General features: G+C 58.9%; 14 protein-coding genes. 8 read left to right on the forward strand and 6 right to left on the reverse strand.

The annotated features are described in order from the left end of the window. Nucleotide 1: 1 nt before the first annotated feature. Nucleotides 2–1,396 carry an NADPH-dependent glutamate synthase gene (gene gltA, locus ACNSPV_RS10845; protein WP_118526077.1) on the forward strand — a complete coding sequence of 465 codons (1,395 nt, stop codon included), beginning with the start codon at nt 2–4 and terminating at the stop codon, nt 1,394–1,396. Nucleotides 1,397–1,619: 223 nt separating this feature from the next. On the opposite strand, the gene ACNSPV_RS10850 is transcribed toward gltA, so the two are convergent. The 4 genes from ACNSPV_RS10850 to ACNSPV_RS10865 form a co-directional block, all read right to left on the reverse strand. After that, the gene (locus ACNSPV_RS10850) at nt 1,620–2,276 is read right to left on the reverse strand and encodes a sortase (RefSeq protein WP_348583428.1); all 657 of its coding nucleotides are present in this window, start codon (nt 2,274–2,276) and stop codon (nt 1,620–1,622) included. Next, nucleotides 2,273–3,172: a pilin N-terminal domain-containing protein gene (locus ACNSPV_RS10855; RefSeq protein WP_348583427.1), complete on the reverse strand. Its 900-nt coding sequence runs from the start codon at nt 3,170–3,172 to the stop codon at nt 2,273–2,275. The genes ACNSPV_RS10850 and ACNSPV_RS10855 overlap by 4 nt, the downstream gene beginning before the upstream one ends. A 7-nt stretch (nt 3,173–3,179) precedes the next feature. Further along, a complete protein-coding gene (locus ACNSPV_RS10860) occupies nt 3,180–8,369 on the reverse strand; it encodes a SpaA isopeptide-forming pilin-related protein (RefSeq protein WP_348583426.1) in 5,190 nt (1,729 codons plus the stop codon). A gap of 210 nt (nt 8,370–8,579) precedes the next feature. Then, entirely contained in the window at nt 8,580–9,575 is a 996-nt protein-coding gene (locus ACNSPV_RS10865) for a Na/Pi symporter (protein WP_348583425.1), read from the reverse strand. A gap of 202 nt (nt 9,576–9,777) precedes the next feature. Here ACNSPV_RS10865 and ACNSPV_RS10870 point away from each other — a divergent pair, with 202 nt between their 5' ends. The 3 genes from ACNSPV_RS10870 to ACNSPV_RS10880 are packed head-to-tail and all read left to right on the forward strand — an operon-like array spanning nt 9,778 to nt 14,400. Further along, a complete protein-coding gene (locus ACNSPV_RS10870) occupies nt 9,778–10,284 on the forward strand; it encodes a MarR family winged helix-turn-helix transcriptional regulator (protein ID WP_348583424.1) in 507 nt (168 codons plus the stop codon). Then, nucleotides 10,281–12,587 (forward strand): ABC transporter ATP-binding protein, encoded by a 2,307-nt coding sequence (locus ACNSPV_RS10875; protein ID WP_348583423.1) that lies wholly within the window; start codon nt 10,281–10,283, stop codon nt 12,585–12,587. Before ACNSPV_RS10870 ends, ACNSPV_RS10875 begins: the two co-directional genes overlap by 4 nt. A gap of 1 nt (nt 12,588) precedes the next feature. Beyond that, on the forward strand, nt 12,589–14,400 hold the full coding sequence (locus tag ACNSPV_RS10880; protein ID WP_348583422.1) for an ABC transporter ATP-binding protein: 1,812 nt from the start codon (nt 12,589–12,591) through the stop codon (nt 14,398–14,400). Between the two features lie 200 nt (nt 14,401–14,600). On the opposite strand, the gene ACNSPV_RS10885 is transcribed toward ACNSPV_RS10880, so the two are convergent. Beyond that, nucleotides 14,601–15,524, reverse strand: a complete 924-nt coding sequence (locus tag ACNSPV_RS10885) for a LysR family transcriptional regulator (protein WP_348583421.1) — start codon at nt 15,522–15,524, stop codon at nt 14,601–14,603. Between the two features lie 172 nt (nt 15,525–15,696). Here ACNSPV_RS10885 and ACNSPV_RS10890 point away from each other — a divergent pair, with 172 nt between their 5' ends. From ACNSPV_RS10890 to ACNSPV_RS10905, 4 genes are all read left to right on the forward strand, one after another. After that, nucleotides 15,697–17,727 carry an FAD-binding protein gene (locus ACNSPV_RS10890; protein ID WP_348583420.1) on the forward strand — a complete coding sequence of 677 codons (2,031 nt, stop codon included), beginning with the start codon at nt 15,697–15,699 and terminating at the stop codon, nt 17,725–17,727. A 201-nt stretch (nt 17,728–17,928) separates the two neighbouring features. Next, nucleotides 17,929–18,849, forward strand: a complete 921-nt coding sequence (locus tag ACNSPV_RS10895) for a MoxR family ATPase (protein ID WP_348583419.1) — start codon at nt 17,929–17,931, stop codon at nt 18,847–18,849. Next, on the forward strand, nt 18,849–20,603 hold the full coding sequence (locus tag ACNSPV_RS10900) for a hypothetical protein (RefSeq protein WP_348583417.1): 1,755 nt from the start codon (nt 18,849–18,851) through the stop codon (nt 20,601–20,603). Before ACNSPV_RS10895 ends, ACNSPV_RS10900 begins: the two co-directional genes overlap by 1 nt. Before the next feature lie 298 nt (nt 20,604–20,901). Further along, nucleotides 20,902–21,663, forward strand: coding sequence for a hypothetical protein (locus ACNSPV_RS10905; protein WP_348583416.1), 762 nt, complete (start codon nt 20,902–20,904; stop codon nt 21,661–21,663). 83 nt (nt 21,664–21,746) lie between these two features. Here ACNSPV_RS10905 and ACNSPV_RS10910 read toward each other — a convergent pair whose 3' ends face one another. Further along, on the reverse strand, nt 21,747–23,030 hold the full coding sequence (locus ACNSPV_RS10910) for an amidohydrolase family protein (protein WP_348583415.1): 1,284 nt from the start codon (nt 23,028–23,030) through the stop codon (nt 21,747–21,749). Nucleotides 23,031–23,052 lie beyond the last annotated feature (22 nt).

Raw genomic sequence — 23,052 nt, forward strand, 5'->3', positions numbered from 1 at the left:
GATGGCTTTCAATATGGACCCGAAGAAGTGCCCCATGCCCACCCAGGACCCCAATGTGCGCAATAAGAACTTCAAGGAAGTTGCTCTGGGCTACACCGAAGAAATGGCCGTGAACGAAGCAAAGCGCTGCGTGCACTGCAAGAACAAGCCCTGCCAGACCGGCTGCCCCGTGGGCATCGATATCCCTGAGTTCATCGGTCATGTGGCCGAGGGCGACTTTGAAGCCGCTTATCAGGTGATCAACCGCTCCTCTTCCCTGCCCGCCGTCTGCGGCCGTGTCTGCCCGCAGGAGAGCCAGTGCGAGGGCAAGTGCACCCGCGGCATCAAGAACGAGCCTGTGGGCATCGGCCGCTTGGAGCGCTTTGTTGCCGACTGGCACCGCGAGAATGTGCACACCGCCCCCATCGTGCCCGAATGGAATGGCCACAAGGTGGCCATCATCGGTGCAGGCCCTGCCGGCCTGACCGCCGCAGGCGATCTGGCAAAGCTGGGCTATAAGGTCACCGTTTACGAGGCCCTGCATGTAGCCGGCGGCGTGCTGATGTACGGCATCCCCGAGTTCCGTCTGCCCAAGGCCATCGTGCAGCAGGAGATCGACGGCCTGAAGAAGATGGGCGTTGATTTTGAGTGCAATATGGTCATTGGCAAGGTGCTCACCATCGACGAGCTGATGGGCGAGTACGGCTACGAGGCCGTGTTTGTAGGCTCCGGTGCCGGTCTGCCCCGCTTTATGGGCATCCCCGGCGAGAGCCTGAAGGGCGTCTACTCTGCCAACGAGTTCCTGACCCGCTCCAACCTGATGAAGGCTTATCTGCCCACCAGCAAGACCCCCATCCGCACCGGCAAGAAGGTCGCCGTTGTGGGCGGCGGCAACGTGGCCATGGACGCTGCCCGCAGCGCCCTGCGTCTGGGCGCCGAGACCGTGTACATCGTCTACCGCCGCGGCATGGCTGAGCTGCCCGCCCGTAAGGAAGAGGTGGAGCACGCCGAGGAAGAGGGCATCATCTTCAAGACCCTGTGCAACCCTGTGGAGATCCACGCCAATGACGAGGGCTTTGTCAAGTCCATCACTTGCATCGAGATGGAGCTGGGCGAGCCCGATGCTTCCGGCCGCCGCCGCCCCATCGAGAAGAAGGGCAGCGAGTTTGAGCTGGACGTGGACACGGTCATCATGAGTCTGGGCACCAGCCCCAACCCGCTGATCCGCTCCACCACCCCGGGTCTGGAGACCAACAAGCACGGCTGCATCGTCACCGACGGCGACGACGGCAAGACCAGCCGTGACGGTGTGTACGCGGGTGGTGACGCCGTGACCGGCGCTGCCACCGTCATCAAGGCCATGGGCGCAGGCAAGGCTGCTGCAAAGGCCATTGACGAGTACATCCAGAGCAAATAAATTTCCAAGGTGGCTGCGAACGCAGTGAGCAGACGGATGAGGGGTAATTTAAGGTAAAATGCTGCTGTCCCGCGCCCTCATCAGTCACCTGCGGTGACAGCTTCCCCCGACCGGGGGAAGCCTTCCTTCGGAAAGCCGATTTCCATGTGTGAAGGTAGGCAGCGCCCACTGAATACCGGATATAAAAAATCCCCTGTGCCAGCGCACAGGGGATTTTTGCATCTTATTCTGCAGTCTCCGTTGTGAGCACCGGGTAGCCCGTCCGCACGCACCGCACGGCACAGCGGGCACGGCCGCCTGTGGTGCAGGTGAAGAGGGTCAGATCCCAGTTATCGGAATCTTCCGTCTTTTCGGTCATTTTTTCGATCTGGGTAGGCTGCAGATTCTCCACATAGGAGACCTCATAGCTCCACCGCATGCCGTCCATATCGGTAAAATAGACCTGTGCCCCTTCGGCCAGCCATTTGATGGGGCTGAAGTGCTTTGCATAGTTATGGGCGCAGACCACCATGTTGTCCGCGTATGTGGAGCCGGAGTACCGGCCGGGCGCGATCTTCAGACCCGCATAGCTCCACTCGCTCATCACGGGCAGGTCGAGCCCAATGGAGGGGATGGACAGGTAGCCGATGTAGCTCCAGCCGTCCAGTTCCGTCTCGGTCATGGGCTGGGCGGGGTTCAGCTCCGGCTGCAGCACAACGGTCTCCGACTTTGCCTTTTCCTCAACCGTTGTGGTCAGGGTCTGTTCCAGCTCTCCCAGTGCCTGCTGTGCCGCCTTGTCTGCGCGGGCCGCATCCCACTTGTTGTAGGCAAGCAGCGCCGCCGCCGCCAAAATGAGCAGCGCACCCAGCACCATACATATCTTTCCTATTTTCTGTCTCATGGCAGCGCTTCCTTTTTGTTCAGCACCCAGCCAGCGGCAAACAGCAGCACACCGCTGACCGCCAGCACCGGCACAGGCCAGTTCAGCTGGCCGGTCTGGGGCAGACCGTTCATGACTGCGCCGTCCGGATGGCCCGCCAGTGCGGGATTATCCGGGTTTCCCGGGGCCACCGGGCTATCCGGGCTGCCGGGAGCCACCGGACTATCCGGGCTGCCGGGCGAGACCGGGTTGCCCGGACCATCCGGGTTCTTGGGCGTATCCGGGTTTGTGGGCTCCGTGGGCTGTTCCGGGGTGCCGGGCTTGTCCGGCACGGGAGTGGGCGGTACAGGCGGCGTATCCGGTTTGACGGGGGTGTAGCCGCCCACCTTGGGGGAGGCGTCCACCTCATAATTCCATTTCCCATTTTCTGCCATGGGCAGGGAAACGAGGAACGGTTTGATGGGCGCATAGCCATTAGAGGCCTTGCTCTGCACGATCAGGTACAGGCCAAGTTCCAGATCTTCAAAGGCGGCATTGCCGTCTGCATCAACGGTTTTTGTGGTGCCCCGTGCGCCCTGCGGCATATATTCCAGCAGCTGGTCTGCCAGCGTGCTGTCGGTCAGGTCACCCAGCGCGATGCCGCAGCCGTAAAAATCGCCGCAGTATTCAAAGCTCAGGTCGCCGTTTTTGCGCTTCACCTCAGCCACGCGGTACAGCGTCAGCTGACCGCCGCTCAGAGCCTTATCCTTGGCGCTGTCGTACAGCGCAACGCGGATGGTGCCGGTGGCAGGGTTTCCGCTGGCATCCACCAGCCGGATATTCGCACTGGTGGCAAGGGCAGGCAGTGCGCCTGCCGCCAGAAGGCACAGCATCAAAAGCAGGGCTGCAAGCCGCCTGCGCAAGCTTTTCTGTTCCATCGGCTGCTCACTCCCCTTTCTCTTCGTGTTTTTTGCGTTTGGCCAGCAGCAGGGCCGCACCCACGGTCAGCATACCGCCCACCGCCGCAAAGGGCATCGTGCCCATGCCGCCGGTGGAGGGCAGCACGTAGGACGAATAAATGGTGTTGGTGATATAAATGCTGCCTTTCTGGATGTCGGTATCATTGTTAGGGCTATAGGTGGTTTTCCAAAGGCCGGTGTCCAGTTCCTTCACAGAGTAGAACCAATCCTCGCCCTTCTCATCCTTTGCCGGGATGGCCGTGCCTTCCCATGTATGGGACCAGTTGTTAGTTTTCGACAGCTCGACCGGCGTACCGTATGCCTCGTATGCCTCCGGCGGCTGGCCAGCCTTGTGGCGGTACAGCTGCACACGGATGCTCTTCTGCGGGATATCGGCTTCATTGGCTGTCTGGTTGTTGCTGGCGTTGAGCCAGTATTTTTGGACAGTGAGCCGGTTGTAGGTATTCTTGACCGTCAGCTGTGTGGTATTGGTTGAGCAGCCGAAGATCACGTCGTCCACCGTCACGTTCTTGTTATTGTCGATGTCTTTGATTGGAGTATCGCCCAGAGCCGTCTTGAAGGCTTCCTTGGGATTGGCGTCCTTCTCATAGAAGAACAGATATTTCGGCGTGCTGTCCAGATTATAGTTCGTCGGGGCCTTCGTCTCAGTCAGGCGGTAGAGCACATTTTCGTTCAGCGTTTTGGGGCCGTTCTTTGTGATGCCAAAGATCAGCTCACCGTTTTCATTGGTTCTACTCGTCAAGCCTTCCGTAAAGCCCAGCTTTGGGTCGTAACGGCTGAGGGTAAATTCCGCACCTTTCAGCCGTGTAGGCGTCTCCGCATCGACCTTGTAAATTATCAGTTGACCGCGTGTGATCTGTGCACTGCTCGAATTGGTCTGGAACTGCAGGCCGTCAGAGCTTCCGCTGATTTTGCCATTCAGCGAGACTATGTTGGACAATGTAGGCGACACAGCATTGCCGGGGTCGATCACACAGTCATACGTCAGCAGAAGTGCCGTACTATCCGGGATCGTCATGTACAGCCAGCCTTCCTTTGTTGGGTCGTTAATGCTAGCGCTGTAGCGTCCAGGTTCCACCTTCCGCAGGTTTTCCACGGCTGTATCCTTAACATACTCGTACAGCTGGACGTTCTCTCCATAGAAATTTGCACCATTGCTGACCTGCATCTTGTCCAGCAGTTCCAGCGGTCCACCGTTGCCCAGTGGTTTTCCTGTCGGATTGATGATCACCTTATATGTGACCTTATCGCTCCATTTATTATTCACGGAGTCCCAAATCTGTTCACCCGTCTTGATCAGCGAGGGAAGATCTTTGTGCACGGTCAGGGTGATGGAGTCGCTCTTTCCTCCGCCGCTTGCGCTGTTTTTGTAGGGGACATCCGATGTGAGCAGGTCTTTCCAGCGGGAGTCATTCGTCATATCAATCGTGACCTCATACAGAAGCTCAATGACGTGTTGTTTTCCGTCGTTGCAGTCGTACACTTCTACAGTCAGCTTATTCTTTTCATAGTTAGCGTGCCATCGCGCACCAGCAGACCAATCGTACCACTCGTTGTCCACGCAGAGCCTGAGCTTATCGCGGTGTACGGTCAACTTGGTTCCCTCCGGTAGGGCATCCTCGATAACAATCTTGCCTGTTTCTGTTCCCGTTGTCACCAGCTTGATGCTATACATCAAAGTTTGGTTTTGGATAGCGTCATAGTTCACTTTGCTATCTTCTGTCAGGTAGGTATTCCGGCCATCAATGGATACCTTCTTTTCAAAGACACTGGTGAGATAAACATCCCTAGCCGAATCGTTTGCCTTTGCGTTGCCGCCCTGCATGATCTTTGCGTTGTTGGTGAAGGTCCAATCCGCGCCTTCCAGCTTATCGCTGCGCACTTCATGCGTGGGCACATCCTTCAGCAACATCTGGCGCACTGTGCCGTCTTCTGCCGTATTCACTGCAACGGTAAAGCTCAGCACATGGGTGGCGCTATCCTTTGCACCAACTTCATTATTGTACGCATCTAAATAGGTGATGGTCAGGTATTTTTCCGCCTCCGCATAGTTCAGCGTACGATTATCCGTCAGAGTCAGCGTCAGGCCCTTTTCAATCGCGTTTTGCAGCTCCGAAGCAATGGCATAGTGTTTGTCCCGAAGAACAACTCCGCTGTCGTCGGTGGTGTCTCCGATGGTATCGGTCAAGTCAAATTGGCTGGCACCGGTCACATTCACCGCGTTCAGGTTCCAATAGGCAATGTCGTTTTCCGTGCGGTTGTGGGTCTTGGTCAGATTCCAGACGCCCTGACTAATGGGAACTGTTTTCTCTGCCGAGAGTTTATTATCCAGAGAAGCCACGTTCGTCACAGATGGCGAGTCGTCTGTCGGCACAGTGGTCTTGTAGGTAATGGTAAAGCGGAAGGCGGTCTTTGCGTTTTCGCTCAGTTCTGAGAGCTTAACGCCGTCCTCCATCTGTTTCAGTGTGATTGTTTCGTTGGTCGTCTGCTCTCCCTCAATTTGGACATTGATGTTACTGGACAGATTGATGTTGTCCGGCAGAACATCCCGAAATGTATAGTCCTTCAGGAAACCCGTGGATCCATCCAGCGGTGCACGAACTACGACTGTCCATTCGATCAGACCATCCGCATTCGGTTTACCTTTCTTTTCGATGATAGTTTTGTTATACGTGATATACTTTTTGTCAGAGGAGACTTTCTGCACCTTTTCGGTTTCTGCTGTAGCCGTGTTATACATTATGTTCGGAGTGTTGGTGCCGTACATTGCTTTCAGGTCTTCGGCCGCCGCCTTTGTGGCGTAGTACAGGACGTACTTTTCACCCTTCTTCAGCTCCGGAAGATCCTTAAACTCCAGCACTGCGCCATCCGTTGAGATGGTGTAGGGATATTCTGTTGTATTGATCTCCGTGGTGGTACCATTCGCATTGTACTTGATCAGTTTGATGGGAATATCCTTAGTATGCTTTGCCGGGAAGCCCTTTTGGGTGTCCAGCGTATCACACAGATGTACCGTGCCGCCGGAGCCGTTCTTGGAAGATACCGTAACCTTCCAATAGGCATAGTAATCACCCTTATCATTGCTCCACGTTCTCTTGCCGTTGCCGTTGTAATATTCAAGACCCTTGTCAACGGACAGATCCGGCTGCTCCGGTTTTTTTTCGGTAACATTCAGGGTCGTCGTATGATTGCCAAAGTCGATCGTACCGTTAGGGGCCGATTGATAGTCTGCTTCTGCTTCGAAGGTCAGTTTGCCGTCGAGCGCATCGCCGACGCTGCCCAAGTCCGTAAAGGTCATAACAACGGTTCCATCTGTTCGGATCGTATATTTGCCCACAGGTTTATCGCTGTTGCTTGCATCCACAATGTCGTAGTCTATGATAGCCTCTTTCAGCTTCAGGCCGTTTGGCAGCTTGTAAGTAATCGTATTGTTGGCGCCTGTAAGAGTGCCTCGCGGTAGATTGAACTCCAAAATCAGATTGATGGTATCGCCGTCCTCCACCGATTCCGTGGAAGAGATGTTCTGCCAGTTGCCGTTGACATTTTTCCGGAAGGTCACTTTGTTAAGATATTTACCCAGATCGTTCTTTGTGGTCGAGGTACCCTCATCGGCCAGCAGTGCCACCGCATACGGAGAGGCCAGCGATGCGGGGTCAATTGCCCAGATCACAAGAGAGGTTCCTGCATCCTCTGCCGGTTCCACACCGTCAATATATTCTCTTTTATCTTCTTCCTCCTGTGCCTTATGGGCTGCGGCCAGATCGATCACATCCGTGATCTCGTCCGCACGCAGGGACACCTCGGCCACCTTGCCGTCCACGTCGCCGGAGATCACGGTCAGGGTGCCGGTATCCGCGTCCACATCCGACACGATGCCCACGGTCTCGGTGCTGACGGTGCGCTCCTCGGTCTGGGGCTCAGCGGCGGCAGGCTCCAGCGAAAGCAGGGCAATGTCTGCATCGGCGGAATCATCCATGATCTGCGGCGCGTCCTCTTCCACCGCCACCGTCTCGGTGGTGATGCTGTTGTAGAACACGATATCGCCGGGCACAAGCTCGACCTCTGCCGCCGCCTTCAGCCACTCGGACCCGCGCAGGTCGCTGCGCAGGGCCTGCACACCGGCGCGCTGCGGCACCGTGGTCTGCGGCACATTCGCATAGTTCAGGCAGTAGGACAGGAACATCACATCCCACGCACCGTAGGCGTTGCCATACCATGCACCGTAACGGGTGTAGTGGCGCACGGTGGTCTGGTCCTCATCGTCCAACTTGAAGTTGCGCTCGCTCTGCTGGTAACCCAGCTGGCTTTTTGCCACAGCGGTCAGGTCGTCGGCCCACGCACCGGTGAGCACAACATTCGTCTTTGCGCTCCATGTCTCCTCGTCCTCCACATCCGCCAGCGGGTCGGACAGGCAGTTCACGGTGTGGTGGTGCTCCGGCAGGCCGCAGACCAGCACTTCCTCATAGCAGGCATCGGTGTGGTGGTGCACCGGGGTGTCCAGACTGCTGTCGTCCACAACGGGCTGAAGGGCCACGGCATCGTCAAACACCGCAAAGGCTTCCTCATCCACCGGCACATAGTCCGGGTTGGGCTCCTCCACAAGCTCGCCCTCTTCCAGACCGCACACCAGCTCATATTCAATGGTATAGCAGCTGTCGTCGTGGGTGTGCTCGAACAGGTCACAGATCAGGCTGCCATCCTCGGGGTCAAAGCAGTCGTCGGTGTGCACATGCTCTTCCTCGTAGCAGGTCAGCGTTTTCACTTCCTGATAGCAGTCGTCCGTGTGCTGGTGGGGCACAAAAATGTACTCCGGCTCCGGCTCTGCCGAATAGGCAGCAATGTCGGCGTCGCTCTGCTCCACACCATAATCCGCATCAGGGAATGTGCTGTCGTCCGGCTTTGTGGCGTTCCAGTCCTCCGGTTCGCCCTCCTCATAGCCGCACACCAGCACCTTCTCGTAGCACTCGGCGGTGTGCTGGTGCTCGATCTCGCCGCACTGGTAGTCTGCCGTCTGGGCAATGCCCACACTGTGCAGCTGCCAGTTGACGAACAGGCTGGTGAGCAGCGCCAATGCCAGCAGCAGTGCCATATACCGCCGCGCTGCCTTGTGTTCCCTGCGGAACTGCTGCATCAGTGCCTTTGTGATATCCTTCATGCTTTTCATCCTCACTATACTAAAAGCAGCGTATTTTCGTCGTTTGCAAAACCGCCAAATCCACGCCCTATTTTTATACTCCTATAACCTATTCAGTGTACCACATCCTTGGCTGGAAATCAACTTTAAAATGCACGTTATTTGGCTTGAGCGCTGGATTTTTGGCAGGTTTGCCATGACAGACCCCGTAGGCGGGATGTGCCGGATTTCTCAGCTATTCCGGGCTTTGGGCGGGCGATCCGGCACAAGGCCGCAGACCAGACGCACCATCAGCGGGGTCAGCGGCAGCCACACCGCAGTGCAGATGAGGTTGAACAGCGTATGCGCGTTGGCGATCTGCCGGGCAATGACTTCCAGCTCCGGCCCTTTGGGTGAGATCATTGCCACCAGACCCGCATACCACGGCAGCAGGGCACAGAACGCCGCCGCACCGGTCAGGTTGAACAGGGCGTGGGCCGCCGCCGCCCGTTTTGTGTCCCGGCTCTGCCCGATGGATGCCAGCAGCGCCGTGACCGTGGTGCCGATGTTATCCCCCAGCAGCACCGGCAGTGCCCCTGCAAGGCCCAGCAGACTGCCGCCCTGGGGGCCGGGCCGGGCCGCAACGCTCTGAAGCACTGCAATGGTGGCAGAGCTGCTCTGCACCGTCAGGGTCATGCAGAGGCCTGTCAACAGGCCCAGCCACGGACGATGCCGCACCCGTGCCAGCCAGAGCGCAAACATCGGGCTCTGTGCCAGCGGGGCCAGCGCCGTGCTCATACCGGCAATGCCCTCGAACAGCAGGCCAAAGGCGAACACCGCCCGGCCAATAGCCCGGCCTTTCTGCCCTGCACAGGCAAAGCAGAGCAGCAGCCCGGCCAGCAGCACAAGGCCGCGCACATCTTCCAGCCGGAAGGCCAGCAGCTGTGCGGTAATGGTCGTTCCGATGTTGCAGCCAAAGATCACCGGGACCGCCTGCCGCAGGGTCAGCAGGCCCGCACTTACAAAGCCCAGCACCATCACCGTAACTGCCGAGCTGCTTTGCAGCACCGCCGTGACCGCTGCCCCCGCCAGCACGCCCCGCACCGGGCTGCCGGCCAGCACCATCATCAGCCGCTTCATCCGCTGTCCCGCCGCTGTTTCCAGACTGCGGCTGAGCGCCTCCATGCCATACAAAAACAATGCCAGCCCGCCAAAAAGCGCAAAGATCCCTTTCAGCCCCTGTTCCAATGCCGCCGCCCCTCCCGCAGAAACGTTTCTTATTCTATTTATGCAGCTGCCGGGCGGTTCAGGCTTTCTGCCGCCCTCCCCTTTTTGTGAACTTTTTTAAAATTATCCCAAACCGCCCTTGCATTCTGGGTACTGGAGGAATATTATTGTCAGGCGTTAATAGTTAACAGCTGTTAAGCATTTTGCAATGAGGAGGGATAGAATGTTGAACGAGACCGAAGCCGCCGCGAACTTTCACGGCCTGTGCCATTTTTTCGGACGGCTGAGCAAGGCGTCCCGGGCCGGCATGAAGGCGGCTCTGCGGGGCTGTCCCAAGTGCCACTTTCCCATGCTGGAGGGTCTGGCTCACACGATCAGCACCCGCGGGCAGGACGGAGCGGTGTATGTTTCCGATTTTGCCCGGGAGGCACACCAGCCGCTGCCGGCCATCAGCCGCAGCCTGCGCCAGTTGGAACAGGACGGCCTTGTTCTGCGCGAAGCGGACCCGGCTGACCGGCGCAAAACGCTGGTGCGCATCACGCCGGAGGGCTACGCCGCCTGCGCCCGGTGTGAAGATGCCCTCAGCGATTATTTTGCCTGCGTGATGGCCCGGCTGACACCGGAGCAGGTGCAGCAGATGAACGTTTTGCGCGGCGCACTGATGGATGCCATCCTTGCGGAAAACGCTTCCCGTGAAGCAAAAAACAACGAAGGGAGAACCGAACCATGACGAAAATTTTCAAGCAGCTGGCCCGGCACTGGGCCGTCTGTCTTGTGGTGTTCGCGCTGCTGTTCGTGCAGGCGTACTGCGATCTTTCGCTGCCGGACTACACCAGCAAGATCGTGGACACCGGCATCCAGCAGGGCGGCATTGAAAGCCCCCTGCCGGAAACGATACGCCAGAGCACGCTGGACGCCCTCACGCTTTTGATGAGCGAAGAGGACGCCGATGCGCTCCAGAACGCCTACGGGTATTATCTTCAGGACGACGGCGTGCTGAAGCTGCGCACCGACCTGACCGACAACGAGCGCGCCGCGCTGGAGGATGCCGTCACCACGCCGGACATCGTGCTGTATATGGCAGCTGCGCAGGCAGCGAACGCCCCCGCCGGGCAGAACAGCATGGGTATGACCGGCCTTGCCGACATGCAGGCGGCATCCTCTGAGAGCACCACCACGGATACCGAGACCGTCACCCCCACTGCCGAGGATCTGGACACCGTGTGCGCCCAATTTGCCGCCATGAGCCAGATGCCCGGTTTCACCCGCGAAGCCGTCCAGCAGCAGCTGGCCGGTGCGTTTGCCAGCTTGGATGATACCCTGATGGAGAACCTCAAAAGTCAGTCCGTGCTGCTGGTGCAGCTGGAATACGAGGCACAGGGCGTTGCCCACGATGTGCAGATGCGCTACCTTTACCGCGTAGGCGGCCAGATGCTGGGCCTCACCCTGCTGATGGCGGCCGTGTCCATTGCTGTGGGCTTCCTCGCCTCCCGCGTGTCCGCCGCCATTGGCCGTGACCTGCGCCGAGAGACCTTTGCCAGTGTCATCGGGTTCTCCAATGCAGAGATCGAGAATTTCTCCACCGCATCCCTCATCACCCGCACCACCAACGACATCCAGCAGGTGCAGTTCGTCTGCGTCATGCTGCTGCGCATGGTGGCCTATGCGCCCATTCTGGGCATTGGCGGCGTGCTGCATGTGCTGAACAGCAGCACCGGCCTTTCCTGGATCATTGTGCTGGACGTGGCCGTTCTGCTGCTGCTCATCCTCTTCCTGATGAACATTGCCATGCCGAAATTCAAGATCATGCAGAAGCTGGTGGACCGGCTGAACCTTGTCAGCCGCGAGATCTTGACCGGCATCATGCCGGTGCGTGCCTTCAGCCGTGAAAAGTTTGAGGAGGAGCGCTTCGACAAGGCCAACAAAGACCTGATGAGCACCCAGCTGTTCACCAACCGCGCCATGGTGGCCATGATGCCCTTTATGACCCTCATTATGAACGGCACCAGCCTGCTCATCGTCTGGTTTGGCGGCAAGGCCATGGACACCGGCACCATGCAGGTGGGCGAGATGATCGCCTTCATCACCTACACCATGCAGATCGTCATGTCCTTCCTGATGCTGGCCATGGTGGCCGTCATGCTGCCCCGCGCCGGTGTGGCTGCGGAGCGTATCGATGAGGTGATCTGCACCAAAGCCACCATCAACGACCCGGACGAAGCTGCTGCAGAGCCCGCGCAGGAGCACAAAAACTGGCAGGGTGAGGTAGAGTTCCACGATGTGAGCTTCCGCTTCCCGGGTGCGGACAGCGATGCGCTGGAGCACATCAGCTTTACTGCAAAGCCCGGCGAGACCACTGCCATCATCGGCTCCACCGGCTGTGGCAAATCCACCCTGCTCAACCTCATCCCCCGTTTCTATGATGTGACAGGCGGCAGTGTGACCGTGGATGGCATCGATGTGCGCAATATGCCGCAGGCACAGCTGCACGACCTGCTGGGCTATGTGCCCCAGAAGGGTGTGCTGTTCAGCGGTACCATCGGCTCGAACCTGAAGTTCGGCGGGGAGCACATCACCGATGCCGACGTGAAAAAGGCCGCTGCCATTGCGCAGGCCACCGAGTTCATCGATGCAAAACCGCAGGGCTACGAAAGCCCTATCGCACAGGGCGGCTCCAATGTGTCCGGCGGCCAGAAGCAGCGCCTTTCCATCGCCCGTGCCATTGCGAAAAAGCCAAAGATCTACCTGTTCGATGACAGTTTCTCTGCCCTCGACTTCAAGACCGATGTAGCCCTGCGCCGTGCACTGAAAGCCCAGACCGATAACGCTACCGTTATCATTGTGGCACAGCGCATCTCCACTGTGCTGCATGCAAACCAGATCCTCGTGCTGGACGAAGGCCGTCTGGTTGGCAAGGGCACCCATGCCCAGTTGATGGTCACCTGCCCGGAGTATCAGGAGATCGCCCGCAGCCAGCTGAGCCAGAAGGAGCTGGACCTCAAATCTCTGAATACCGAAAAGGAGGGTGATTGATATGCCAAGACCCGGACGCATGACGACCGAACGCGCCAAGGACTTCAAGGGCACCCTGCTGCAGCTTGTGCGCACCCTTGGCCGCTACCGCCTTTCGCTCGTTACCGCCATTGTATTTGCCATTCTTTCTACCATCTTCAACATTGCAGGCCCCAAGGTGCTGGCAAAGGCCACCACGGCCCTTGCTACCGGCTGGATCGCCAAGCTGCGCGGCACCGGCAGCATCGACTTTGTGTATATCGGCCGCATCCTGCTGTTTTTGCTGGGCATGTACCTGCTGAGCAGCGCATTCAGCTTTATTCAGGGCTGGCTGATGACCGGTCTTTCGCAGAAGGTGTGCTACGATTTCCGCCGTCAGATCAGCGAAAAGATCAACCGCCTGCCCCTTGCCTACTTTGAAAAGCGCACCGTGGGCGAGGTGCTGTCCCGCATCACCAACGATGTGGACACGCTGGGCCAGAGCCTGAACCAGAGCATCACCCAGCTCATCACCAGCGTGACCACCATGATCGGCGTGCTGGTCATGATGCTGTCCATCAGCCCGAAGATGACCCTGATCGCCCTGCTGATCCTGCCCGTCTCGCTGGTGCTCGTGCTCATCGTAGTTCGGTTCAGCCAGAAATACTTCAAGGCCCAGCAGGCCATTCTGGGCGTCGTAAACGGTCAGGTGGAAGAAGTCTACTCCGGCCACAACGTGGTCAAAGCCTTCAACCGCGAGGCCGTGGTGCTGAACGACTTCAACGCCGCCAACGACAAGCTGTATGAATCTGCGTGGAAAAGCCAGTTTCTCTCCGGCCTGATGATGCCCATTATGAACTTTGTGGGCAATCTGGGCTACGTGGCGGTGGCCATCGTGGGCAGCATTTTTGCGGCAAACGGCACCATTACCATCGGTGACATTCAGGCCTTCATCCAGTACGTCAAGAACTTCACCCAGCCCATCCAGCAGCTTTCTCAGGTATCCAACATGCTGCAGAGCATGGCCGCTGCCGCTGAGCGGGTGTTCGAGTTTTTGAACGAGCCGGAAGAGGACCAGCAGGCAGACCCGGCCCGCCGCGCGGACCCTGCCTGCATCAACGGACAGGTGACATTCAGCCATGTCCGCTTCGGCTACACCCCGGACAAGACCGTCATCCACGATTTCAGCTGTGAGGTCAAGCCCGGCCAGAAGGTGGCCATCGTCGGCCCCACCGGCGCGGGCAAAACTACCATGGTCAAGCTGCTCATGCGCTTCTATGATGTGGATTCCGGTTCCATCACCCTGAATGGCCACGATGTGCGGGACTTTGACCGCAGCGCCCTGCGTGAGGGCTTCGGCATGGTGCTGCAGGACACATGGCTGTTCAAGGGCACCATCATGGAGAACATCCGCTATGGCCGACTGGATGCCACCGATGAAGAAGTGATCGCCGCCGCCAAGGCTGCCAACGCCGACCACTTCATCCGCACCCTGCCCGGCGGCTACCAGATGGAGCTGAACGAGGACGCTTCCAACGTGAGTCAGGGCCAGAAGCAGCTGCTCACCATCGCCCGCACCATTCTGGCCGACAATCGCATCCTGATTTTGGACGAGGCCACCAGCAGTGTGGATACCCGCACCGAGCAGCGCATCCAGACCGCCATGGACCGCCTGATGGAGGGCCGCACCAGCTTTGTCATCGCCCACCGTCTTTCCACCATCCGGGACGCCGACCTCATCCTTGTGATGCGAGATGGCGACATCGTGGAGCAGGGCACCCACGACCAGCTGATCGAAGCTGGCGGCTTCTACGCCGACCTGTACAACAGCCAGTTCGAGGACGTGGTGGAGTAAGCTGCCCGTCATCGCAGTATAAGCACAAAAATAGCACCTGCCGCCTTCCTTTCCGAGGGCAGCAGGTGCTATTTGTTTTACCCTCTCAGTCATCGCTGCGCGATGCCAGCTTCCCCGAGAGGGGGAGTCGGTCAGCTGCAATATAGCTCTCCCTTCGGGAGAGCTGGCGCGAATGCGCCTGAGAGGGTTTTCTTTTTTCTTTATTCCTCCACCGCTTCCAGCTTCAGGCCGAACAGCTTTTCCGAAAGAGACGGCAGCTGTAGCTGCAACGCGCGGACATAGGCCATTACCACCGGATCCCCGCGCTTTTGTCCCAGCACGATGCCAAACCGGTGTCCCCTGCCCCAGTCCAGTACCCGCACAAAACTGAGGTCCGGTCTGCGGTAATAGAAAGGCGGGATCATCTTGAGTGCCGGGTCGCCGTAGGCTGCACTGCGGATACCGCCCACCGGCGTAAACTCCACCCCTCGGTCCATTCCCTCCTGCAACAGTCTTGTTTCGTAGACAGTCTGGTACATCTCCTTGATGGGCAGCCAGCGGTATTGCAATGCCTGTTCCAAGGTCAGTCTGCCCACCGGCATATCAGCGGGCGGGTGGATGGGGATGCAAAGTTCCGGCATATAGAACAGCGGCACAAAGGTAAGCCCCTGCGCGTAGAACTCTGCACTTTCCAGCTGGAAGGAAAGATCCATCTCCCCTTTTTTCAGGCTGCGCCAGACCTCGCTGCGGTTGGCACACCACCCCAGAATAGGGGTATATTGCAGGCACAGGTCACTTGTCAGGGAAAACAGGTCGTACACGAACATCCGCATTGCCTCATGACACCCTGCGATGATCAGATGTCTTTCCGGCGGTTTTTCCTGCTGCTGCACCGCGCGGGCATGGCGCACCGCCTCCTGATACAGAGCTGTCAGCTGCTTTGCCTTGGGGTAAAAGTCCCGGCCTGCCGGGGTCAGGATCACCCGGCGCGGTACATGCTGAAACAGTTCAAACTGCAGCTGTCCCTCCAGCGTGCGGATCTGCTGCGAAAGCGCCGACTGCGAAAGATACAGTGCCTCTGCTGCTGCCGAAAAGCTGTCCATCTCTACGATCTTCACAAATCCTTCCAGTGCACTCTGGTTCATCTGCGCAACCTCGCCTTCTTACATTAGGATTTCCTAAATTATAATATAACATAATTGAATTGTAAAGTGCGCCGCTCTACGCTACAATTGTTAAAGATTCAGCAAAGTGGTTTTTAACTTGCTGCGCGATGAGAAGAAAAGCAAGAAGAGAAAAGAGAAAGAGAGCGTACCTATGAACAAGATCTCCCGCAAGGGCTTTCTGAAGATCGCCGCTGCCGCCGCCATGAGCGGTGTCACTGCCGGCGCACTGGCTGCATGCAATTCCGCCTCCGGCTCCACTGCCTCCGGTGCTGCCGGTCAGTACATTCCCGGCACCTACGAGGGCACCGCCGAGGGCATCTCCTCCACCGTCAAGGTCACCATGACCTTCTCTGACAGCGCTGTCACCGACGTGGTGGTGGACACCTCCGGCGAGACCGCCTCTTTCGGCGCTGCCGCTGCCGATGAGCTGCGTGAGCAGCTGATGGCTGCCGGTTCTGCCGAGATCGACGGCGTTTCCGGCTCTACCATCACCTCCGACGCCGTGATGAAAGCTGCCAAGAGCTGCTACGCACAGGCAAAGGGTGAGGCCGTGGTGTCCAGCGTGCAGCTGCCCACAGGCGACGCAAACGACTGGCTGGGCAAAGAGCCCGACATCGATGAGACTGCCATCACCGAGACCGTGGACACCGACATCCTCATTGTGGGTGCAGGCAACGGCGGTATGTTTGCCGCCGCCTATGCTGCTGCCAACGGCCTGAACTTCCGTGTTATCGAGCAGAACGCCAACGTGCAGGACACCCGTCACTGGTACGGCGCTGTTGATTCTGCTGCCGCTAAGGAGGCTGGCGAACCCGCCACCGATAAGGCAAAGCTGCTGAGCGAGATCTCCCGCTATGCCTCCGGCAAGTGCGACCAGCGCGTTGTCAAGACCTGGATCAACGAGTCTGCCGCCATGCACGACTTCATGCGCAGCATTCTGGAAGATAAGTACGGCTGGGTATGCGATTTCACCTCCGGCAGCGAGGCTGCATGGCCTGCAGAAAATGCCGAGCACAACACCGACTACCTCTATCCTGTGCAGGAGCACAACTACATGGCCAGCGAGCGCGAGTCCGGTCTGGCACGCAACGAGCTGCTGCTGCAGTACATTCAGGAGCTGGGCTACGATGTGGACTTCAAGACCAGTCTGGCCAAACTGGAAAAGAACAGCGAGGGCCGCATTACCGGCATCATCGCCCAGAGCACCGAGGATGACCACTTTATCCGCTACAACGCCAACAAGGGCGTGCTGCTGGCCTGCGGCGGTTTCCCCGGCAACCCCTACATGATGGAGCAGCTGGACCCGCTGGGCACCAGCGTGACCACCGCCTGCTCCTACTCCCCCGCCGACAAGGGCTACGGCATCCGCGCTGCTGTGTGGGCCGGTGCCAATCTGGACAAGGAAGCCGCTCCCATGCTGTTTGACCGCGGCGTTGTTGCCCCCGGCGTGGATGGCGGCTATGTGGACAGCGACTCCGCCTTTGGCGGCAAGGCCTTCCCCGGCAAGATCCGCCAGTACAACCCCGGTACCCAGCCCTTCCTGAAGGTGAACCGCAACGGCGAGCGCTTTGCCAACGAGAGCTGCCCCTACAACGATATCGTCTACGCTGCCGCCCACCAGCCGGGCCGCGTCTACGCACAGATCTGCGATGCCAACATTCTGGAGGACGCAAAGCGTTTCCACACCATCGGCTGCTCTGCCCAGACCCGCAACGGCGGCGAGAAGTACATTCAGGGTAAGATGGACGAGGCTATTGAGGCCGGTGCATTGTTCAAGTGCGATACGCTGGACGAGCTGGCTGACAAGATGGGCTTTACCGGCGCTGCCAAGGACACCTTCCTTGCTACCGTGGAGCGTTACAATGAGCTGTACGACAAGCAGAACGATGAGGATTTCGGCAAGCCCGCTTACCGCCTGAGTGCCATCCGCACTGCGCCCTTCTACGGCTGCTGGCTGGGTGCCTCTCTGCTGACCACCGAGCAGGGCATTGCCATCAACGAAAAGGGTCAGGCGCTGGACAACAACAACCAGCCCATGGAGGGCCTGTATATCACCGGTGATATGTCCGGCAGCTTCTTTGCCAACAACTATCCCTGCCTGATGGCTGGTGTAGCCATGGGCCGCACCCTGACCTTTGCCATGAAGGCTGTCAAGCAGATGGCGGGTCTGGATAACGCCTGATCCAGCGCGGTTTTCCGGCACAACTTAAGCGTTTTTCCATTTCTTCTTTCTTCATGAAGAGAGGCGGTCCCTGTTTGGGGCCGCCTCTCTTTGCCATTTTTTCGCCACGTGCCCCCTACACAAATCCCCACGATTGTGCTATGATAAGGCTGAACAGCCGGTTTGTGCCAGACAACCGGCAAAATCGAGGTGTTTGTACAAATGTCTGATCTCCTTGAAACTCTGCGGCAGGAAGGGGTAGACCCCGCCCTGCTGGAAGCAGTCCAACAGTACCGCGCTGCCCACGCCCTGCCGGACGCACTGCGCCCGCGCATCCCTTCCCCTGCCTTTACCTACTACGGCAAACAGGTGTGGGAGCAGGCGCTGGCGGCGCTGCTCTGCGGCGAAAACCTGCTGCTGGCAGGCGGAAAAGCCACCGGCAAAAACGTGCTGGCCGAGAACCTTGCCGCCGCCTTTGGCCGTCCTGCGTGGGACATCTCCTTCCATGTGAACATGGATGCGGCGTCCCTCATCGGCATGGACACTTTTGCGGACGGTCAGGTGGTGTTCCGGCCCGGCCCGGTATACCGCTGCGCCCAGTGCGGCGGCTTTGGTGTGCTGGATGAGATCAACATGGCCAAAAACGAAGCGCTGGCCGTGCTGCACGCGGTGCTGGACTTCCGCCGCGCCATCGATGTGCCCGGCTACGACCGCATCCCGCTGGCGGAGGAGACCCGCTTTATTGCCACCATGAACTACGGTTATGCCGGCACCCGTGAGCTGAACGAGGCCCTCACCTCCCGTTTCGTGGTCATCCAGATGCCCACCATTACGCAGGACGATCTGGAAAAGCTGCTGCGGACGCAGTTCCCCGATCTTGCTTCCAAGTATGTGCGCCAGTTTGCACTGCTGTTCCTTGACCTGCAGAAAAAGTGCGACAGTGCAGAAATTTCCACCAAGGCGCTGGACCTGCGCGGCATGCTGGATGCCCTGCGGCTGATTCGGCGCGGCATCACGGCAGGCGCGGCACTGGATATGGGCATCACCAACAAAGCCTTTGACTCCTACGAGCAGAGCCTGATCCGTGATGTGATCGCAGCGCGCATTCCGGCCAAGCTGGATGCCGCCAAGCTCTTTGGCTGATGGACGCCCAGAGCTACACCGCTCAGGAGCGGCGTGCGGCCAATCAAGTCTGGGCTGCTGCAGGAGCCTATGGCTTTGAGCCGCTGTTTCTGGCCCGCTATACCGACGGCACCACCGATTTTTACATGAACACTGTCGTGGGCCTCATCCATAAATATTACGGTGACGCGCTGATCCGCAGCATCTTTGACGCATGGGACAGTGATCTGCGGCAGACGATGCTGGACGACATGACATGGCTGTATCTGGAAAATGCAGCCTATCGGCTGGAGCTGCCCCGCCGCCCGGTGCTGGAAGCACTGCGCCATGCCCATGCAGATTATTTCTTTGCCATCCAGTACAAGCTTTCACGGCAGGAGTGGATGGCAAAAAATCAGCTGGTCTACACCATGCAGGCCGCACGCTGGCGGCGTGTACTGGGCCGCACCGACCCGGTGATGACCCCTTACGAGTCCGGCCTTGCCGCTGCGCTGGCCCCGGAGCATGTGCCGGAGCCGGACCAGCTGAAAGCCGAAATTTTATCGATCTACGCAAAATTCAACCTGTTCGACGGCACTGTGCACCAGAAAGCAGCTTTGCATCTGCATCTGGACGGTCTGCTGGCAAAGCTTGCCACCAAAGCCATGCCCACCCAGATGATCAAAACGGACCGCGTGACCGTGGAGCACTCAAGCTCCGTGGATGCTGTGGGCGGCGGACTGGCGGTGGACAAGCGCAGGGCCCACATCACCCTGAAGCAGGATGCCGCGCAGGACAGAGCCTACATCGAAAGCTGCTTCGGCCGCTCCCTCTACCCGCCGGAACGGCTGCGCAAGGCTGAGCAGGAGCTTTGCGTGGGCGACCACCTGGGATGCCATCTGTGGTTCAGCGCCGGTGTGCCAAGCCCGGAGCAGGCCCCCACCCCGGAGGCAAAGCATCTGGCTGAGCAGGCCGAACTTCAGGCTGACCGCAATCGCGCCTACTACGCTAAGAACCGGGAACTGCACCGCAGCGTGGTGCTACGGCTCACCGAACAGATCCGCAACTGCATTCTGGTGCATCAGCAGCCCAACGCCCGTGTGGCCCGCAGCGGAAACCTGAATGCCGGACGCATCTGGCGGGCACCACTTTTGAACGATGACCGGGTATTTTTATGCGCCGAGGAGGAAAACCAGCCTTCCTTTACGGTGGATCTTCTGCTGGATGCATCTGCGTCCCGCCTGCACTGTCAGGAGGTCATTGCGGCGCAGGGTTCTATTCTGGCCCAGAGCCTTGCAGCCTGCGGGATCCCGGTGCGGGTGTCCAGCTTCAGTAGCCTGCGGGGCTACACCGTACTACGGGTGCTCAAAGGCTTTGCAGACAAAAACCTGCAGAACATCAACCGTTATTTCGCTTCCGGCTGGAACCGTGACGGCCTTGCCCTGCGGGCCGCAGGCGACCTTTTGCAGTTTGCGCCCGGCCCTGCGCCGCGGCACCTGCTTATCGTACTGACGGATGCTTCGCCCAACGACAGCCGCCGCATCCCGCCCAGCCCGGAAAAACCGCTGGGCTGCGGTTACGAGGACGCCGCCGGTGTGGCCGACACTGCCGCGCAGGTGCGTGCGCTGCAGCGCATGGGCATCCGGGTGTCTGCCGTGTTCATGGGCGAGGATAGCTCTGCCGGTGCCGCTGCACAGATCTACGGCAAAAATATGGCACGCATCCGCGGCATGGACCAGCTGGCTCGTGCTGCCGGGCGGCTGATCCAGAACGAGATCCGGGAACTGGGCGACTGAAATAAGAGTTTTATAAGAGCAACGGCCTGCAGACGAGAGAGTTTTCTCCGTCTGCAGGCCGTTTTATACAACCGCATCACAACCGTGTTTCGTCCGGATTTTGTTTCCCCTGCCGCACCCTGCAAATTCTTTCAATTTTCGATAAACTTATAGTTGTTTTTCGTTGTGAAATATGCTATACTGGGTTCACAAGATAAAACAATCCTGCGTAAGCCGCCCCGTGCACAGGGCTGTCTGCTGCAGAACCCGCCTGTTATACAACGAACCGCTGTATCAGCTTTTCAGGGAGGAACTCACGATGGACGCCAGCCGTTATTTTACCGCAATGCACAACGCCATGTCTGCCCAGCACCCCCGTGCGCAGCTTCTTTTAACGGTAAAGCTGCAGGATACCTGCGGCAACGATGCCTGTCTGGAGCTCAAGCAGCTGCCCGGTGAGAACACCTCCATCCTGTGCTACTCCACCATGGGGCGCCGCTGCCTGAACTTCCAGCTGTTCCGCAAGGGCTGGCAGCTGTGCCACAATGCTGATGGGCAGCTGGTAGGCCGCTTTCCTTCCAGTGCCGACGGCCTGATCGACGAGACCGATTTCCGTGCCTACTGCCGGGAAGACCGGCTGGATCTGGCACGCACCCAGCGCATCCTGTCTGAGCTGCGCACCCTTGCAGGAGCCGATCATCAGGGCAGCATCCCCCAGAACGCCCGCACCGGTGCCGTTATTACCGTGGAGAGCTTTGTAGGGGCCGGTGCCCGCTGGACCTACTGGAGTCAGGGCCCTGCACCCAGTCAGCCGCTGAGCGCCATCCTCTACTGGCTGGCAGATTTTCTGGCCGGAAGTGAGCGCCGCGCCTTGCAGGCAGACCCGCAGGCCGCGCACCTTGCGGCCCAGTGGCTGGCCAGCGATACCGCCGTATTCTTCCATCCGTCTGTGCCGCTGACTGCCATGGGCCCTGCCGCTTCCGGCGCAGCTGCAGCAGTCAGCCGCAGCCGTTCGGCTCACACTTCCCCTGCCCGGAGCAAGAGCTGGCAGAGCATTCTGGCTGTGATGGCAAGCATGTGAATCTTCCGCTGCAAAGCAAGGGGCTGCCGCACGTCATCTGGTGCAGCAGCCCCTTGCTTTTCTTTTGATCGCTTTCCGCAGTTTTATGCCAGATACGGGTCCAGCAGGGCATCGACCGTTTTATTGCGCTTGGGATTCGGCTTTTTGACCACATGGCCCCGGCACACCACCAGCTCCAGATGCTGCAGCGCACGCAGGTCTTTCAGCGGATCGTGCTTCGTCACAATAAAGTCTGCGCTCTTGCCCGGCTCAATGGAACCGGTCACATCTCCTACTCCGGCCAGCTGTGCGTTGCGCAGGGTCGCCGTGTAGAGGGCGAACCGATTGCTCACACCGCAATACTTATGGAAATAGCACAGCTCCCGCCAGAAATCATACTGGGTGATGTAGGGGCAGCCCACGTCATTGCCCAAACCCACCGGGATGCCGTTGGCAAGCGCGGTCTTTGCGCTTGCCACCACGCCGTCAAACACGATCTTGCCGTTGTACTGATCCTTTTCCGAGGCACCGGAAATCGCTGTATCGAACAGCGCATAGGGCAGCGCCGGGGAGATGGTCGTGCACAGGAAGGCTCCCCGCTCCTTATACAGGCGGACCGTCTCATCGTCCATCTTTGCACCGTGCTCGATGGAATCCACCCCATTTTCCAGCGCCACCTTTACGCCCTCCGGCGATTCGGTGTGTGCTGCTACGGTGTAGCCCAGCCTGTGGGCTTCGTCGCAAACGGCCTTGACCATCTCCGGCTTCATTTTCAGCTCTCCGGGCGTTCCCTTTTCCGTGGCATCCAGCACACCGCCGGTGATCATCAGCTTGACAAGATCCACCTTCTGGCTGCTGGCCTTTCTCAGCTGAGCCAGCGCTTCGGCATTGTTATGGGCCGCAACTGCCACCGAACCCGCCATGTGTCCCCCGGGCACCGAAATGCCCTCGTTGGCGGCAAGAATGCGCGGCGCAAGCAGTCTGCCTGCAGCGGCATCGTCCCGGCAGCGGGTGTCAAAATCCGCAATGCCGCCCACGGTACGGATGGTGGTCACGCCACCCAGCAGTTCCAGCTTCGCGTAGCTGCACACCAGCCTGTAGGCCACCGCACGGGTCAGGCCATTGCTCAGAATTTTGCGCACCAGCGCAGCATTGTCCCGCGGCTTTGCGCTGGGCTTGCCGTTGCCCGCCAGATGCACATGCAGATTGACCAGACCCGGCATGATGTAGCTGCCGTGCAGATCGATGACCTCATAGCCATCCAGATCCACACCCTCATCGGCAATGGCAGTGATCTTATCATCCTCGGTCAGCAGGATTTTGTGCGCTACCGGCTGCATCTGCTCGGTGCCATCCAGCAGGATCCCGTTCGTATAGGCACGTTTCATTGGGAACATCCTCTCTTTTTCA

Source organism: Faecalibacterium sp. 3 (genome assembly GCF_048323735.1).
Lineage (GTDB): Bacteria > Bacillota > Clostridia > Oscillospirales > Ruminococcaceae > Faecalibacterium > Faecalibacterium wellingii.